This is a genomic window from Synechocystis sp. FACHB-383 (assembly GCF_014698605.1).
In the GTDB taxonomy this organism is placed as follows: Bacteria; Cyanobacteriota; Cyanobacteriia; order Cyanobacteriales; family Microcystaceae; genus Synechocystis; species Synechocystis salina.
In genome coordinates this window covers 14,064-30,078 of the sequence record NZ_JACJTJ010000030.1, presented here as the reverse complement: position 1 = coordinate 30,078, position 16,015 = coordinate 14,064, and the positions used below count along the sequence as shown (strand labels likewise).

The window sequence follows — 16,015 nt, the reverse complement described above, 5'->3', positions numbered from 1 at the left end:
TTTGCTGATCCGTGCCCAATGTCACCCAGTTTAAAAGTTTTGGTTAAGCTGGCCGGAACTCTGATCCCATGTATGGGTTGCCTATTTCGGTAAGATACGATACGGAGGATTCCCCATCACATAAACTATGGCTCGGCTTACTGCTCTATTTCGGACTTACGGGAAATATGCCTTTTTACCGGCGATCGCCTTTGGTTTGGCGGGGGGCATTGCCCTGGGGGTAACGGGGGTGATGAGTAGTTTATACCTAGGTTTAACGGGGATAGCGGTGATTTTTTTTCTCCTCTGGTGGACCTGGCTCTGGCAACGGTCCCAAGGTTTTCTCGGACGGCGATCGACCCAATCCAGCGCTAACGTCATTGCTTCCACCCTAGCGGTGCTGGTGATTTTAACCCTCATTAACTACATCGCTTTTCGCTATCCCGTCACCTGGGATTTAACCGAAAATCAACGTTTTACCCTCGCTCGCCAAAGCCAAAGCCTAGTGGCAGAGCTGAAACAACCCCTGAAAGTTTGGATTTTCGACGATGCCCCCAGTGAACAGGATCGTAAACTCCTGCAAAATTACCAACGTTTTAGCGATCAATTCAGTTTTGAATTTGTTCATCCCGATCGCCGTCCCAAGCTGGTGCAGGACTTCAATGTGCAAAATAAGGGAGATGTATTTGTCGAGTACGGTGACAAAAAGCAGCTAGTACAGAATCTCCTAAGCTTTCAACAACGGGAAGCCCTCTCAGAAATTCAACTCACCAATGCCATTGCTAAAGCCCAACGGCAAGAAACACCACAAATTTACTTCGTCCAGGGCCATGGGGAGCTGCCCCTCAATAACGAACCAGGGGGCGTTTCCGCCGCAGTGACCGCCTTGGAAAACCTTGGTGTGGCCGTCCAGTCCCTCAATGTAGTCACCGACGGGGGCATTCCGGCCGACGCCGATGCAGTGGTCATTGCTGGGCCGACCCGCAAGTTTTTAGCGCCGGAAATTGTCGCCCTACAGCAGTACACTGACCAGGGGGGTAACTTATTGGTGATGATCTCCCCGGAAGCCGATGCCGGTCTAGAAGACGTCCTTGAGCCCTGGGGTGTTGGTTTTGACCCCAGATTGGTAATTGATCTCTCTGGAGCTGGCAGTGTGTTTGGCCTTGACCCCACCATCCCCATTTTTGATCGCTACGGCAACCATCCCATCACCGAAAAATTCCAAGGGGCGATCGCCATTTTTCCCCTGGTACGCCCCGTAGCCACTAAGGAAGAACCTGGTATCCAAGCCACTACCCTAGTGGAAGCATCGGACTTAATGTATGCCACCCAACTAATTAGTGAAGACTTGCAACCAAACCCAGAAACGGACTTGTTAGGCCCCTTCGATGTGGCTGTAGCTTTGACCAGGGAAGGAAAAGAAGCCAGTTCAGTCAAGGAAACGGAGACAAGTAATGATAGTGACTCCGAAGCAATTAACCCCTCCCCTAATCCCACAGTTTCTCCCACTCCGAGCCCTAGTCCCACCAGCAATGGCACCAATCAGCCAGAGGCGGTGCAGGAAAATGATGGCGATCAAGCCGCAGATCACGAGGAATCACCGGCCAGAGAAAACGGAGATAGTGGTAATGATCAAGCCCAAACAGAAGAGCAAGATCGCAAGCCCAACCCAGAGCTTCCCCCGGCCAAGATGGTGGTGGTGGGTAGTGCGGCCTTTGCCACCAATGCTTGGTTTAACGAAGCTGTGAACGGTGATATTTTTCTCAACAGTGTGCAATGGTTGGCGGAAAACATCGACCAACCCCTTGGTTTGCGGGCCAAAGATCCCACCGATCGCCGTATTAATTTAGGGGTACGAAGGGCTACGGTTTTGGGCTGGTTAACCTGGGTAATTGTTCCCCTAATCGGTCTGGGACTGGCGGTGTTTACCTGGTGGCGACAAAGGTAAGGGTAATTAGAGTGGATTTTAAAATTGCCTTTGGGTCCCCAAGTTTGGGAAAGAGCTAGACAGACCAAAATGCTCTGGTATTGCCGGAGCTTTAGTCGGTCGATTTGGGGGCTAACTAAAATCTTGCCAATGGTTTCTTGGAGCTAACTGAATGCCATTCCAACCCTTAATATTCCACCAAAGAAATAATTGGTAAATCTGGTAAACACTGACGACCATTCAGGGCCACAAGCTCGATGATAAAAGCAAAACCCAACACCTCACAGCCAAGCTGACTCAGCAATTCAGCGGTGGCCTTGGCGGTTCCCCCCGTGGCAATTAAGTCATCCACAATTAAGACCCGGTGGTGGGGAGCCACAGCATCTTGGTGGATTTCCAAAGAATCTTTGCCGTACTCTAAATCATACTCTACTCGGTGGACTGGGGCGGGCAATTTACCTGGCTTCCGTACAGGGATAAAACCGGCGTTCATTTGATAGGCAAGGGGCATGCCAAATAAGAACCCCCTGGATTCCATGCCCACCACATGATCCGGCATCAGTTCCTTTGCTTGACACTGTTCCACGAGGGAGTCGATGGTGTAGCGCAGTCCCTCTGGACTGTTGAGCAGGGTGGTAATATCCCGGAACATAATGCCTGGCTTGGGGAAGTCCGGTATATCCCGAATTAAAGCTTTTAAATCCATAATGCGATGGTTTCAGGCCGTCACGGCAACAGGGTTCAGGCTACAGTGTACCTTTAACCATTGTTATTGCATACGGAATAAATCCCATTTTAGCGTTGCCGGGGAGACACTACCTAGCCGACTATTATGGCCATTATGCCTAGGGAAAAACTAATTTCTACTGACGCTTAATAGGATTATTTTTCGTCTTCCCCTTCCTGGAGGGTAACGCTGGGGGAAGCATCAAAAATAGCATTCAACTTTTCCCTGGCATCGTCCACATTAACGGAGCGCATCACCAATAAGGGTTCGCTAATGGGCACACCCTGGTCGTCAAATAATTCTGGATGACTACTCTGGCCAAAGCGACGGGAAAAACTGTTGGGCGGGGTGCGCTGGCTACCCATGCTGACGGAAATTAAGCTCCGAATCAGGTTGCTAACCGCAAGGAAGGCAATCACCGTGAAGGCCAAAATATAGATAAGATGCAGCACTGAAATTTTCCCCAATTGTTCAATGGCGACCCTGCTGAGCGCCATGGTAGAAAAATTTTTTCAGCATGGAACTGGGCAGGAAAAATCTAGGAACGATCGCCTAAGTGTTCTTCTAGCTTAACAAGATTTTCCACCGTTGACAGGAATTAACCAAGCCCATTGGGTCTATTGAGGAGTGGCGTAGAGGTCTCGACTGCGACCAATGCAAAACTTGAGGGAACGGCCGATGGTGGGGTTAGAAAAGATGCCAAAAACCATGATGGCGGCCAGGGCCAATCCACCGCTGAGCCAAAATACATGGCGGTAACCAAACATTTCGTTCAGCACCCCCATAATTGGTGCGGCAATGGCAATGCCCCCATCAAAGCCACTCATACAAACAGAGAAAACCCGACCCCTTTCCTCCAGGGAAGAACGATCGGAAATTAAGGCAATGGTGGTGGGCAATAAAATGCCACTGCCAGCTCCCTCCAGGGCGGCGGCAGTCAATAATTCCCAAGAGTTATCAGCCTGGGCCAGGCACACCATGGATAGCAAGTAGCAAATCAAGCTACCGGCAATGAATAGCCCCCGGCCATAGGTGTCTGCCAAGGGGCCAAGGAAGAGGCGGGGCACAAAGCTGGCGATCGCCGCCACACTGTAAAAAACTCCGGCATAGGCGGCTAGGTTAATTTCCCGCACAAATAGGGGCAAAAAGGTGGCTAAGTTACCAAACAGAAGCCCAATCAGCAGTAACACAAGGGTGGGTACGGCCATGGATCGACTGGTGATTAGTTTGCCAATGGAACGGGGTCGGGGGCGATCGCCGAAAACCTCCTCTGCTGACGACTGGTCTGGGGCACGGTTTTCCCGCACCTGCAGGGCCAAGACTAGAGAAATAAAGCCCAACAGGGAAGAAATGATGAACAGGACTTCGTAGCCTATGGCTTGGGAAATGTAAGCTCCCATGGCCGGTCCAAATCCCATGCCAATGGGCACTGCCAAACTCATATAGCCAATAATTTCCCCCCGTTGCTGAGGCGGGGATAAATCCACCACTAGGGCGTTATAGCCGGTGGTATAGGCGGCCAAGCAAATGCCATGGAAAGCTCTAATTGCCATTAAAGTCCCCACCGTGGCAGTGAGTAGGTAGCCCAATGGGGCCAGGGCCACCACCAATGCCCCAATGACAATGGCAATTTTTCTCCCCTGGCGATCGACCAACTGACCAATCCAAACGCGGGAGCCCAACAGGCCGAGGGCAAAACTCCCCATAATCCAGCCCACCTGTTGTTTCGTCGCCCCCACATCCTGGGCGTACATGGGCAGGGTAGGCAGGAGGGAAGTGAGGCTGAGCCAAAACATCAGCACTGAAGCAAACAACAGGGCAAAGGTTTTTTGGGTGGAGGGGGATAGTTGGCGCAGGGCCTGGAAAGAACTCACGGAATAATTTGCTGGGGGGAAAGGAAAGACGTTGCAACTGCTTAAAGTTTCTTTACAGTTGTCCACCCATCATAAACCTAAATTACTTCTGACCGTGGACTAGTGCATGAATACGCAAATTACATTCTGGGCTGGGGGAGTAAGTATTTTGTCGATGAATTTAAAGTCCATTACCAATGGCTCAAATTTACACATCAAATGTGGCAAGGGCAGGAAAATTTTGCCCAAGGATGACGGAAAAAATAGTCGTCGTATTTAGACAATAATTTTACTCGTTTTAACCTAGTCTTAATATGGCGTTAATCTAGGCTTAATGAAATGATAACCATGGGTAAAATAAGCAAGATTTAACCGGAAGTTAATCGACTTTCTGGGGAATTTATGCATTAAAAATAAAAATATTTTTGCGGTTGTAAATGAACAAAATGCCACTAATATTGTTAGCTAGAAATCCCCAGACAAGTTTCTGGGTTTATTGACAGTAAACGGCCGGTCTAACCAGAGGTTTTTGCCGTTTTTCGGTCGATAGCGATGCCAATGGAAGCCCTATCAGTAAAGAAGGGCTGACTTTTTCAACTGCACCATATTCCCATTGCAAGTTCCTATGCTTAGTTCATTCCAAAAAGTTGCTACCTTTTCAGTAGTTAGCGTCATAGTCGGTTTTGGTAGTATTGGTCAGGCCATCGCCGGTACCTTAAATGGGGCGGGGGCAAGTTTTCCTGCACCACTCTATCAACGCTATTTTGCCGAGTATAAAAAAGCCACCGGCAACACTGTCAATTACAACTCCGTTGGTAGTGGCGCTGGTATCCGTCAATTCATTGGTGAAACCGTGGACTTTGGTGCTACCGATGCAGTGCCTACTTCCGCCCAACGTCAACAAATGAAACGGGGGGTGGTCATGGTTCCCACCGCCGGTGGAGCTGTGGCAGTGGTTTACAATTTACCGGGCAAAAAAGTCCAACTTTCCAGGATAGCCCTGGGTAAAATTTTTACTGGGGAATTAAAAACTTGGAACCAGATCGATTCCAAGCTGCCCAATATGCCAATTCGGGTGGTGGTAAGGGCTGATGGTAGTGGCACCACCGATATTTTTACCAGTCATCTCAGTGCCATAAATAGTACCTTTAGGAGCAAGATTGGGGCCAGTCAGGATCCCAACTGGGGTTTCCAGGTGCTCAAGGGTCCTAAAAATGATGGAGTAGCCGCCACGGTTAAACAAACCCCCGGGGCGATCGGCTATGTCCAGGACACCTTTGCCCGTCGCAATGAGGGACCAAATTTACAAACAGCTAAGGTGCAAAACAAAGCTGGCCAATATGTGGAACCGAGCTTGGCGGAAGCTAATAAAGCCATCAGTGGAGCTAAGTTTGACGCTAACTTTGTGGCAGAAATAAATGATCCCGCTTCCGGTTATCCCATTGTGGGCTTGACTTGGTTGTTGGTGTACCAAAACAACAAAAATGCTGCCACTGCTAAGGACATCAAAGCTCTGGTGCGCTGGATTTTAACCACTGGTCAAAATTACAACACCCAATTGGAATACACCAAAGTTCCCCCGGCGGTGGCCCAACGGGTAATTGCGGCGGTGGACAAAATTAAATAGTCAGCAAACTTACTGAAGATTAGAGCAATAGCTATGGTGGAAGGTTTTTCGCCTCGTCCGGAAATTCCCCCGGTCCTGGGGGCAGATATTACCCAAGGAAATGCCCTGGGCAGTGCTTTGGACTGGGGCTTTAAACAGTTGACCCGTCTCTGTTCCCTCGGAGTGGTGGTGATTCTCGGTTGGATCGCCTGGGTGGTTTTTGCCGATGCCCAACCGGCGATCGCCAAGTTTGGTTGGGAATTTATCCTCAGTCAACAGTGGGACAGCGGCGAACAACTGTTTGGGGGCTTGCCCTACATTTTGGGTTCGGTGGTGAGTTCCCTCATTGCCCTGGTGTTCGCCCTCCCGTTGGGGCTGGCGGTGGCCGTGATGACCAGCGAAAATCTTCTGCCTTCCCCAGTGCGGGTTCCCATTGCCTTTTTGGTGGAACTGATTGCTTCTATTCCCAGTGTAATCATTGGCCTGTGGGGAATTTTTGTCTTTATCCCCGTGCTAATGCCATTGCAGGTGGCATTGTTTGAATACCTAGGTTGGTTGCCAATCTTTGGCACAGAACCCTTTGGCCCCAGCATGCTGGTGGCGGGACTGGTGCTAGCGGTGATGATTATTCCCACGATCGCCTCCATTAGCCGGGATATTTTACTTTCTGTTTCCCCCAGCCTCCGCAGTGCGTCCATGGCCTTGGGGGCAACTCGGTGGGAAACTATTTGCCTGGTAATTTTGCCTTCCGCTAGTTCGGGAATTGTCGGTGCCACTATTTTGGCCCTGGGTAGGGCCCTGGGAGAAACCATGGCAGTAACAATGGTGATCGGTAACTCAAATATTATCTCTGCTTCTTTGTTGGCACCGGGGTACACCATTCCCTCTGTGCTGGCCAATCAGTTTGCCGAAGCAGTGGATGAGCTACACATCGGCGCTTTGATGTACTTAGCTTTAATTCTCTTTGTTATCACCCTAGGCATTAATAGTCTGGCGGTGTTGATGGTGGCAACTATTCGTCGCCAAGGGGAGGGACAGTAAAGCCATGAAAAATATGGACCCTGGTAGTCTGCTTGCTCCCTTACCTTTATTCCGTAATGGTTTTGCCTGGGTAATGGGAGGGTTGTCCTTTACCCTAACCCTTCTGGCCCTGCTCCCCCTATTGGCCATCTTAGCCGCCATTATTCAACGGGGTTTGCCCACCCTTTCCTGGGAAGTGTTTATCCATCTACCGGCCCCGGTGGGGGTGGAGGGGGAACCCAACGGTTTTGCCAATGCCATTGTGGGAACCCTGACCATGGTGGGTTTAGGCGCTCTTTTTAGTGTTCCTCTGGGGGTAATGACCGGGGTATTTTTAGCGGAGTTTGCGGCTGGCTCGGCGATCGCCAATGGGGTACGGTTTGTCACCGTGATCCTGAGTAGTGTGCCCTCGGTAATTGTGGGGGTGTTCGCCTACGGAGTATTGGTTATTACCACCAAACAATTTTCGGCCTATGCCGGAGGCCTGGCTTTGGGGGTAATTATGACTCCCATTATTGCCTTAACCACGGAGGAAGCCCTCAAGTTAGTCCCCATACACTATCGCCTAGGCTCCGCCGCCCTGGGGGCCAGCAAATGGGAAACCACAGTCAAAACGGTGATTCCCTGTGCCATTCCTGCCATTACCACAGGGGTACTGCTGGCGGTGGCGAGGGCCGCTGGAGAAACCGCTCCCTTAATGTTCACTGCCCTATTCAGTCAATTCTGGCAGGAGGGGTTAATGGCCCCCACTCCTTCCCTTCCTGTACTGATTTACAACTATGCCAGTTCTCCTTTTGAAGAACAGAATGATATTGCCTGGACCGCTTCCCTTGTACTGTTAATGCTGGTTTTAACCATTAATTTATTTTCTCGTTTGCTGATCCGTCGGCGTTTTTAAATCTGCCATCAATAGTTAATTTTTCAGTTTTCCCCGTTTACCATCTATGACTAATTTGTCCGGTTCAATGACAGCGGGTGTACAACCTGCCCTCAGGGTTGAAGGTTTGGGATTTTATTACGGCACCAAAAAAGTGTTGGAGGGGGTAACCATGGCAATCCCCGTTGGTAGGGTCACTGCTATGATTGGTCCCTCTGGCTGTGGTAAATCAACTTTGCTCAAGGCTTTTAACCGCATTGCCGAACTGGAAGGCCGGGTCAAGGTGACGGGAACAGTGGAGTTTTTGGGGCAAAACATTTACGACCCTAAAGTCAATATCAACAGTCTGCGTCGGGAAATTGGTATGGTCTTTCAACGGCCCAATCCTTTTCCCACTAGTATCTACGACAACATTGTCTATGGGGTTAAGCTCAGTGGCCGGGCTAGCCGGGGAGAACTGGATGAAATTGTGGAACGCTCCCTCACCAGGGCTGTGTTATGGGATGAGGTCAAAGATAGTTTGAAAAAGTCCGCTTTGGGTCTATCGGGGGGACAACAGCAAAGATTATGCATTGCCAGAGCTCTAGCGGTTAATCCCAAAGTGCTACTAATGGACGAGCCCTGTTCCGCCCTCGATCCCATTTCCACTCTCAAAATTGAGGAATTGATTAAAAGTCTGCGGGAAAAGGTGACCATCACCATTGTTACCCACAATATGCAACAGGCCCTGAGGGTATCGGATTACACGGCTTTTTTTAATACTGACGAAAGTCGCATCGGTCAGTTGGTGGAATTTGATAGCACCCAGAGTATTTTCTCTAGTCCCCAGGAAATCCAAACCAGGGATTACGTGGCCGGCAGATTCGGCTAATCGATCCCTACCTTTTAACAATCATTCAAATGTTTGGTTAGTAAACGACGATCATAGTCGACAAAACCCATTCTTTTATACAAAGCTGTGGCTCTTTCATTACTGCGTTCCGACTCTAAATGTAATGCTTTGAGATTAAGCTTTCGGCACTCCCCTTCCACTAGTTCGATGATGCGTGAACCAATTCCCTGACCACGGCGATCGGATGAAATAAATAATTCATCAATAAAAGCAGTTCTGCCACCAAATTCGAGGCTGAAATAAAAGGAAACATACACATAACCGACAACGCCTTGGTCTTGCTCAATTAACCAAAAACAACCTCTGTCGGGATTGTTCCAAAGTTCTCGTAGAGTTTGAGCTTTTTCCGTTTGACTGAATGGATAACTAAAATGTTGATAAAATGCTTCAACCAAGGGTAAGATTCTAGTCAAATCTTTCACCTGGGTGGGACGAAGATTAAGCGGGTCATTATCAGTCATAAGCTTCTGTTTTTCCTGGGTATTTTATTGTCAAATTAGATATTTATTTTTCAAATTTTAACATCTCTTAATTCAAAAGCCTGAGAAGAAGATAACCGCTTTAAAATATCATAAATTACTTGATCTTTTAAAAATTTTTGGCAAACATCAACCTCCGGTGTTCGATATTCTACTGAAGACTACTGGGCAAAGTGCGATAATTACGTAAATTACGTACATGTATCAAATATAGGGGTGAAGCCACAGCACAAATTATCATTCTTGACGGAATGCTAACGTAAAATTAGATCATTTGTTGCGGCGTCTTAATAAATCATGATAATCAACTAACTCCTAGACTGGGGAGGGCAATGGAGACGCAAGAATGCACAACCAAGTTTGCTCGCCTAGGGCTATTGCTGTTTTGGCCAGCCTGAGAATCGTTTTAGCGTTGATATTCGACTGAAAAGACAGGACATTACATGGTGAAAGCCTCATCTGTCAAGGATTTTAGTTGTACTTGTCCAAACTCAGCCAGAGGTTAATTGAGTATAATGACGGGTATTGCCTGTCTCGCAATTTTTCGCCATTCGAACTTTATTGCTAATGCCCATGTTTCTTGAAGAACTTAAACCAGTGACCCGTGAACTTTGCCAACAACCGATCGCCTTCGCTGGGGGGTTTGTATCTGGTGTACTGCGGCTAAAACTGACCGATGATCCCTTGAAAAAATGGCTACAAAAGCAAGGGGTAACGGACTTTTCTGGGGCAGACATTAATCAAACGACCCAGGATAATCGCCCCCAAAGCATTGATATTGATTAATTGGGCATGAACGGGGAGGGGAAGCTAGTCTAGAAATCGACTTCCCACATACTATCCAGCAAAACAGCGGCCCGGAAGCTTTTTCCCAGTTGACGTTGGGCGTAGTGGCGCATGAGATTTTCCGCTTTCACCCAGTCCCAGAGGCGAAAATTTTTCCGGGCGATCGCCGGTAGGAATTGCTGGGGATCCGGTAGAGTCGCTTGGTTGAGTTGTTGTAACAAACTGAGTTCCATGGCGGTTAAGCGGCGCATTTGGGGAATGGGGCCGATACCCTCCTTATTTCCCAGGTCGACAATACCGCCCAACTCCGGGCTAAAGCCCACCCGCCATTGGTGATCGTAAAAATTAGGGCGAATGGTTTGGGTCGTGATGGCACAGTGATGAAATTGGGGTGCAAAGCCCTCCGCTCCCAGGCAATGGAACAACGCTTGGGCCAAATGGCCATAAATATCCTCCGCCGTTGCTTCTGTTTCCAACCGGCGTAAATGTTCAGTGAACAGTTCATACAGAGATGCCTGGGCGCTGGCTTCCGTCCCCAGGGCCAGGATTAGTTCGATTAAATATTGCCCCGCCGCCAAATTACAAACATTTTGCCCCAGGCCGGGATAGGAGTATTGGGTTTCCGCCTGGTTGATGCGGTCTAAACTTTTTCCCGCAAATAGCAGAAACTGATTGACTACAAATAGCTCGGTGCGGCCCCTGAGGCTAGATTTTGGTTTTCTGGCCCCGGGGGCAATGGCTCGAATCAGTCCATATTCCGGCGAAAAAATGGTCACTAGGCGATCGGATTCCCCAAAGGCCATACCTTTAACGACAATGCCTAGGGTTTGGTAAGTGCGGCTCAATGGCGTTCAGGGGGGCGATGGTGGGGGACTCTCCCATTCTAGAAAATCCTGCCCCAGGGGAAAGGGAAAGCCAAGGCTTGGGGTAAAATAGCCACGGGTAATTGCTCCAAAAATAAATGGGTTTGTCATGGTTTACACTCCTGCTCCGATTAAATTTGGTACCGATGGTTGGCGGGGGGTAATTGCCGCAGAATTTACCTTTGAGCGGGTGGCTTTGGTAGCGGCGGCGGCGGCCCAGGTGTTGGCAGAAGAATTTGGCGGTAATGGTCGGGAACATCGCTTAATTGTGGGATACGATCGCCGTTTTATGGCGGAACAATTTGCACTTTTGGTGGCCCAGACGGTGCAGGAGTTGGGCTTTGAAGTTTGGTTGAGCGAATGTTATGCTCCCACGCCGGCCTTTAGTTGGGCTGCCCACCGGGAAAATGCCCTAGGCGCCTTGGTTTTAACTGCTAGCCATAACCCGGCCAACTATTTAGGGCTCAAGGTAAAAGGGGCCTTTGGGGGTTCTGTGGGGGGAGACATTACCGCAAAAATCGAAGCCCAATTACAAAATCCCTTGCTCCCGCCCTCATCAGGAGGCAGTTTGCAGTATTTTGATCCCTGGCCTAGTTACTGCCAGGGTTTACAGGCCAAAGTGGATGTGACGCCCATCAGAACTGCGATTCAACAAGGAAAATTGCGGGTGTTTGCCGATGTGATGCACGGGGCTGCCGCCAGTGGCTTGGAACGGTTGCTTGGTTGCCCCATCGATGAAATTAACGGCGATCGGGATCCCTTGTTTGGTGGTGGATCCCCGGAACCTTTGCCCAAATATGTCCCCAAATTATTAGCAGCGCTGAAAACGGCGGCCGAAGCTGGTGGGCCAGAGTTGCGGGTGGGTTTGATTTTTGATGGGGATGCGGACCGCATTGCCGCAGTGGACGGCCAGGGCAATTTTCTCAGTTCCCAGGGTTTAATTCCCATTTTGATTTACCATCTGGCTACCCAAAAGGGCCTCCAGGGGGAAATCGTTAAAACCGTTAGCGGCTCCGACCTAATCCCAAAATTGGCAGAGCTTTACGGCATTCCCCTCACAGAAACGGCGATCGGTTATAAGTACATAGCCGACAGGATGTTAACTAGCCCAGTGTTGATTGGTGGGGAAGAGTCCGGTGGCATTGGCTATGGGAGTCACATTCCTGAACGGGATGCCCTGTTATCGGCCCTGTATGTGTTGGAAACGGTGGTGCAGTCCCGGCAGGATATTAGTAAGCAATATGGTCGGCTCCAGGAAAAAGTCGGCTTTGTTAGTGAATATGACCGCATTGATTTACCTTTGGCCAGCATGGCTGTCCGCACTGCCTTGGTACAAACCCTAAATGAAAACCCCCTAAAGGAAATCGCTGGGGAAAAGGTGACAGATCTATTGACCACCGACGGCTACAAATTCCGCATGGCCGGTGGCGGTTGGCTATTAATTCGTTTTAGTGGGACGGAACCTTTACTACGGCTTTACTGCGAGGCTCCCACCAGTTCCCGGGTACAGACGGTGCTCCACTGGGCAAAGGATTGGGCAAATGCGGTAACGCCTGCCAAGCCTGCACAATCATCTCACTGAGGCGGTCCCTTTGGACATAATCCAATAAACCATCCTCCGCCAAAATTTCCTGAACCACGTCATCCAAAGACTGCTCGTTGGCCCGGGCCCAGTTAATGACCCCGGCGATCGCCACTGCCACCAATTCCTCGTTAGCGGGGAAACGGCGTAGGGCATCTAGTTCGGCGTAGGTTTTGGGGATGGCGTAGTGCATAGGGTTGGAAGCTTAGCACGGTTTTCCCCATTAAGCAATGGTTAAGGCAGAAATAGTGGTCTGAAATGCAGTTAAGGCCAGATGCGGATCAAGGAAAGAACAAAATCAGGCAATATATCTTCCCCCGATAGGGCCTCTGGTTGCACGAGAATCTCCACCGTTTTTTCCTTTGAACGATAACGATAAATCTCCACTTGACAGTTCTGGGGATCGATTAACCAGCCTAAACGGGCACCGTTCTCCATATATTCCCGCATTTTTTCTTGCAAGGTAGACAGGCTATCAGTTTTGGAGCGCAATTCGACTACAAAATCGGGACAAAGGGGCGCAAATCCCTCTTTCTCCACTGGACTCAAGGCCTCCCAACGTTCACGACTGATCCAAGACGCGTCGGGGGCACGGGTAGAACCATTAGGTAAACGAAAACCACAGGAAGACTCAAATGCCACTCCCAACTCAGAATGGCTTTCAGCCCAATTCCAGAGCTGTGCAGTAATACTCAGATTACGGCGGCTGGACTCACTCCCCGTTGGTGGGTTCACAATTAACTCTCCGTTGGCAGTTCTCTCTAAGCGTAGGTCTGGGTTGGCAACGGCGATCGCCAGAAATTGCTCCGGAGTTACGGTGAGGGGAGTTTCCGGCAAACAAATGGATAACTGCATAAAAATTTAAGCCCTGCGTCCAACTACTTTCACCCTATCAGTTCTTTTGAAAGCCGGCTTGGTGACAGTGACTCTAGTTAGTCTCACTAGCCAAATACAGACACCGAAAAAGAGGAGATAAATCCAAGGTCGGAATTTTCATTCCCTGGTTTACCTCCCCTCTGTGGGGATATTTGGCGATCGCCATTGTTGATATTTTGAGATTGCTAGGGCTTTTTTAACCCTGGGCCAAAACTCCAGCGGCAGCAGCCACCCCAGCTCCAGGGTTCACACCCTCATAACCAAGTTCAATCAAAGTGGCTTCCAAAGCCCCGATGCAACTGAGGATATCCCGGTCACAGACAAAGCCCAGGTGCCCAATCCGGAAGATTTTACCTTTGAGGTGATCCTGCCCACCGGCCATGGCAATGTCGAATTTTTTGCGCATGGTACTGCGAATTTTCTCCGCTTCCACTCCCAGGGGCGCAACGGCGGTGATGGCATTACTGGCCGCATTGTCAGGGGCAAATAGGGGTAGGTTCAAAGCTTTCATGGCCGCCCGGGTCGCATTGGTGTGCCGTTGATGGCGGGCAAAAATAGCCTCTAGGCCCTCCGCTTTCATCATTTGCAGGGATGCTTGCAACCCATACATTAGGTTGATGGGGGGAGTGAAGGGGGAGCTATCTTCATCGGTGGATTTTTTGTATTTTTTCAAATCCAGATAGAAGCGGGGAATGGTGGCAGTTTCATAAGCCTGCCAAGCTTTGCGACTGACGGAGACAAATCCCAGCCCAGGGGGAATCATGTAGCCCTTTTGGGAACCGGATGCCACCACGTCTAGACCCAGCTCATCGATCGCCACTGGAGTGGCTCCTAAACTGGTCACCGCATCCACAATCATTAACGCTCCACCGTGGGCTTTGGCAGCGGTATTGATGGCGGCCAAGTCATTCAGTACCCCCGTTGAGGTTTCGGAATGGGTAATGATCAAAGCTTTGATGGTCTTGGCAGTATCCGCTTCCAACAGCGTTTTAAAGGCATTGGGATCCAAAGGCTTGCCCCATTCGGCCTTAACTTCTTCCACTGCTAAACCGAAGGTTTTGGCCACCTTAACCCAACGATCGCCAAATTTACCGTTATTACCCACCAACACCCGATCGCCAGGGCTGAGGAAGTTAATTATGCCCGCCTCCATCGCCCCCGTGCCGCTGGTGGTCAGCATCAAAACATCATTTTGGGTTTGGTGTAACCATTTGAGGTTTGCCGTCAGTTCAGCGATGATTTTGCTAAAATCACCACTGCGGTGGCCAATGGGATGCTTTGCCATGGCCAACAAAACTTTTTCTGGTACGGGAGTTGGCCCCGGAATCATCAACATTTGCTTATTGTCCATCGCGGTCAATCCTCCCCTTCGCTAAACGCAGTCAGGTAATTTTCTAGGGTTAATTTGTCGGTAATTGTTATCAATGCCGAGGTAATCGGGCATGATAGTTAGGCTTCCCATATTATCAAAACATGGCGCTGGCAAAATCTGCCCTGTGGCCTCGGCTTGATTTCCTTCGTTGACATTAAGGACGCCTTAATACGACTGACTCTCCGGCGATCAGCCCCGTCAAGATTGTCTGGGTGCAAAAGCAGGACAGACCGTACAATGGGAAACAGTTAATCAAATGCACGCATAACTTGAATGTCCGCCATCACACTCACCCTCCTCCTGCCGGGTAAAAGCGTTGCTGTCCAGAGCTGGACCTTTGAATCGGAACGAAGCATCCGTGTGGGTAGGGCGGCGGATAACGATGTTGTACTCTACAGTGCTGTAGTATCCCGCCACCATTTAGAGCTCCGACCAGAAGGGGATGGTTGGGTTGCCGTTAACTTGGGGGCCAATGGCACCTATATGGAAGCGGAAACCGTGGAAGAACTCGTCCTAAAGGATGGCATGGTTCTGCGTCTAGCCAGTTCGGGACCCAAAATACAAATTCGCTTCCAGTCTGAACTCAGCACCCTGGAACGGGAACTAGCCAAACAGAATGCCGCTCCAGCCGGACCAGGGGAAGAACAGAAATCTCCCGGCCTCCACCCTGGGGATTCGAAAGAGACGGTTATTAATTAGATTTGAGGGTAATTTTGAAACTTAATATTAAGGGGGATGCCTACCCTCGACAAGGCTTGAGCAAATCCTAAATCCTCGGCGATCGCCCCTAGCCTTTGGGTTTGGTATTCACACTCACTGGCCCATTGACCAAGGTTTGGCAAGCGAGGCGAAAGTTGTCGGGCTTTTTGCGTAACACCCTATTTTCAAAATCGGTTTTGGGGGAAAGATTTTCCATGCCCGCTGTGATTTCCACTATGCAAGTGCCACATTGGCCGTAGCCGCCACAGTTCATCAACTTTCCCTTCAAGGTGTAAATATCAACGCCATTCTGCAGGGCTTTTTCCCTTAGGTTGGCACCCTGGGCCACAATAATATCTTTCTGCTCTTTGACAAAGGTAATGGTCACCGCAATTTCCTCCTGTCCTCAGGGGACGAACTATATTAAGAAAGTTTACGGGATTATGTTGCCTGGGGAAAATTTGTCGGTGGGGGGTT

The 16,015-nt window shown here is 49.7% G+C and carries 18 protein-coding genes; 9 read left to right on the top strand and 9 right to left on the bottom strand.

Annotated features, from left to right (window positions below):
• Positions 1-127 precede the first annotated feature (127 nt).
• The gene (locus H6G45_RS08250) at positions 128-1,927 is read left to right on the top strand and encodes a Gldg family protein (RefSeq protein ID WP_190597982.1); all 1,800 of its coding nucleotides are present in this window, start codon (positions 128-130) and stop codon (positions 1,925-1,927) included.
• 166 nt (positions 1,928-2,093) lie between these two features.
• On the opposite strand, the gene apt is transcribed toward H6G45_RS08250, so the two are convergent.
• The 3 genes from apt to H6G45_RS08235 form a co-directional block, all read right to left on the bottom strand.
• Complete coding sequence (apt, locus tag H6G45_RS08245; RefSeq protein WP_190597981.1) at positions 2,094-2,612, bottom strand: adenine phosphoribosyltransferase; 519 nt, start codon at positions 2,610-2,612, stop codon at positions 2,094-2,096.
• A gap of 176 nt (positions 2,613-2,788) precedes the next feature.
• Positions 2,789-3,130, bottom strand: a complete 342-nt coding sequence (locus H6G45_RS08240; RefSeq protein ID WP_190597980.1) for a DUF2973 domain-containing protein — start codon at positions 3,128-3,130, stop codon at positions 2,789-2,791.
• Positions 3,131-3,250: 120 nt separating this feature from the next.
• The gene (locus H6G45_RS08235; RefSeq protein ID WP_190597979.1) at positions 3,251-4,507 is read right to left on the bottom strand and encodes an MFS transporter; all 1,257 of its coding nucleotides are present in this window, start codon (positions 4,505-4,507) and stop codon (positions 3,251-3,253) included.
• Between the two features lie 106 nt (positions 4,508-4,613).
• Here H6G45_RS08235 and H6G45_RS08230 point away from each other — a divergent pair, with 106 nt between their 5' ends.
• From H6G45_RS08230 to pstB, 5 genes are all read left to right on the top strand, one after another.
• Positions 4,614-4,766 (top strand): hypothetical protein, encoded by a 153-nt coding sequence (locus tag H6G45_RS08230; RefSeq protein ID WP_190597978.1) that lies wholly within the window; start codon positions 4,614-4,616, stop codon positions 4,764-4,766.
• A gap of 345 nt (positions 4,767-5,111) precedes the next feature.
• Positions 5,112-6,113 (top strand): phosphate ABC transporter substrate-binding protein PstS, encoded by a 1,002-nt coding sequence (gene pstS / locus H6G45_RS08225; protein ID WP_190597977.1) that lies wholly within the window; start codon positions 5,112-5,114, stop codon positions 6,111-6,113.
• A gap of 33 nt (positions 6,114-6,146) precedes the next feature.
• A complete protein-coding gene (gene pstC / locus H6G45_RS08220) occupies positions 6,147-7,133 on the top strand; it encodes a phosphate ABC transporter permease subunit PstC (RefSeq protein ID WP_190597976.1) in 987 nt (328 codons plus the stop codon).
• Between the two features lie 4 nt (positions 7,134-7,137).
• Positions 7,138-8,010 (top strand): phosphate ABC transporter permease PstA, encoded by an 873-nt coding sequence (gene pstA / locus H6G45_RS08215; protein ID WP_190597975.1) that lies wholly within the window; start codon positions 7,138-7,140, stop codon positions 8,008-8,010.
• Between the two features lie 46 nt (positions 8,011-8,056).
• A complete protein-coding gene (gene pstB, locus H6G45_RS08210; RefSeq protein WP_199309644.1) occupies positions 8,057-8,860 on the top strand; it encodes a phosphate ABC transporter ATP-binding protein PstB in 804 nt (267 codons plus the stop codon).
• A gap of 14 nt (positions 8,861-8,874) precedes the next feature.
• Here the strand turns inward: pstB and H6G45_RS08205 are convergent, their stop codons facing one another.
• Positions 8,875-9,342: a GNAT family N-acetyltransferase gene (locus H6G45_RS08205; protein WP_190597974.1), complete on the bottom strand. Its 468-nt coding sequence runs from the start codon at positions 9,340-9,342 to the stop codon at positions 8,875-8,877.
• Positions 9,343-9,933: 591 nt separating this feature from the next.
• Here H6G45_RS08205 and H6G45_RS08200 point away from each other — a divergent pair.
• On the top strand, positions 9,934-10,146 hold the full coding sequence (locus H6G45_RS08200) for a hypothetical protein (protein WP_190597973.1): 213 nt from the start codon (positions 9,934-9,936) through the stop codon (positions 10,144-10,146).
• A 29-nt stretch (positions 10,147-10,175) separates the two neighbouring features.
• Here H6G45_RS08200 and recO read toward each other — a convergent pair whose 3' ends face one another.
• Positions 10,176-10,991 (bottom strand): DNA repair protein RecO, encoded by an 816-nt coding sequence (recO, locus tag H6G45_RS08195; RefSeq protein ID WP_190597972.1) that lies wholly within the window; start codon positions 10,989-10,991, stop codon positions 10,176-10,178.
• Positions 10,992-10,997: 6 nt separating this feature from the next.
• The gene (locus H6G45_RS19820) at positions 10,998-11,120 is read right to left on the bottom strand and encodes a hypothetical protein (protein ID WP_277922714.1); all 123 of its coding nucleotides are present in this window, start codon (positions 11,118-11,120) and stop codon (positions 10,998-11,000) included.
• On the opposite strand from H6G45_RS19820, the gene H6G45_RS08190 reads away from it, so the two are divergent.
• The gene (locus H6G45_RS08190; RefSeq protein ID WP_190597971.1) at positions 11,119-12,591 is read left to right on the top strand and encodes a phosphoglucomutase/phosphomannomutase family protein; all 1,473 of its coding nucleotides are present in this window, start codon (positions 11,119-11,121) and stop codon (positions 12,589-12,591) included. The two genes, H6G45_RS19820 and H6G45_RS08190, sit on opposite strands and share 2 nt — an antisense overlap.
• 264 nt (positions 12,592-12,855) lie before the next feature.
• Here the strand turns inward: H6G45_RS08190 and H6G45_RS08180 are convergent, their stop codons facing one another.
• Both H6G45_RS08180 and H6G45_RS08175 read right to left on the bottom strand, forming a co-directional pair.
• Positions 12,856-13,446, bottom strand: a complete 591-nt coding sequence (locus tag H6G45_RS08180; protein WP_190597970.1) for a Uma2 family endonuclease — start codon at positions 13,444-13,446, stop codon at positions 12,856-12,858.
• Between the two features lie 217 nt (positions 13,447-13,663).
• A complete protein-coding gene (locus H6G45_RS08175; protein ID WP_190597969.1) occupies positions 13,664-14,818 on the bottom strand; it encodes an alanine--glyoxylate aminotransferase family protein in 1,155 nt (384 codons plus the stop codon).
• Positions 14,819-15,112: 294 nt separating this feature from the next.
• On the opposite strand from H6G45_RS08175, the gene H6G45_RS08170 reads away from it, so the two are divergent.
• On the top strand, positions 15,113-15,538 hold the full coding sequence (locus H6G45_RS08170) for an FHA domain-containing protein (RefSeq protein ID WP_190597968.1): 426 nt from the start codon (positions 15,113-15,115) through the stop codon (positions 15,536-15,538).
• An 88-nt stretch (positions 15,539-15,626) separates the two neighbouring features.
• Here H6G45_RS08170 and H6G45_RS08165 read toward each other — a convergent pair whose 3' ends face one another.
• Positions 15,627-15,926 (bottom strand): 2Fe-2S iron-sulfur cluster-binding protein, encoded by a 300-nt coding sequence (locus tag H6G45_RS08165; protein WP_190597967.1) that lies wholly within the window; start codon positions 15,924-15,926, stop codon positions 15,627-15,629.
• Positions 15,927-16,015: the final 89 nt, after the last annotated feature.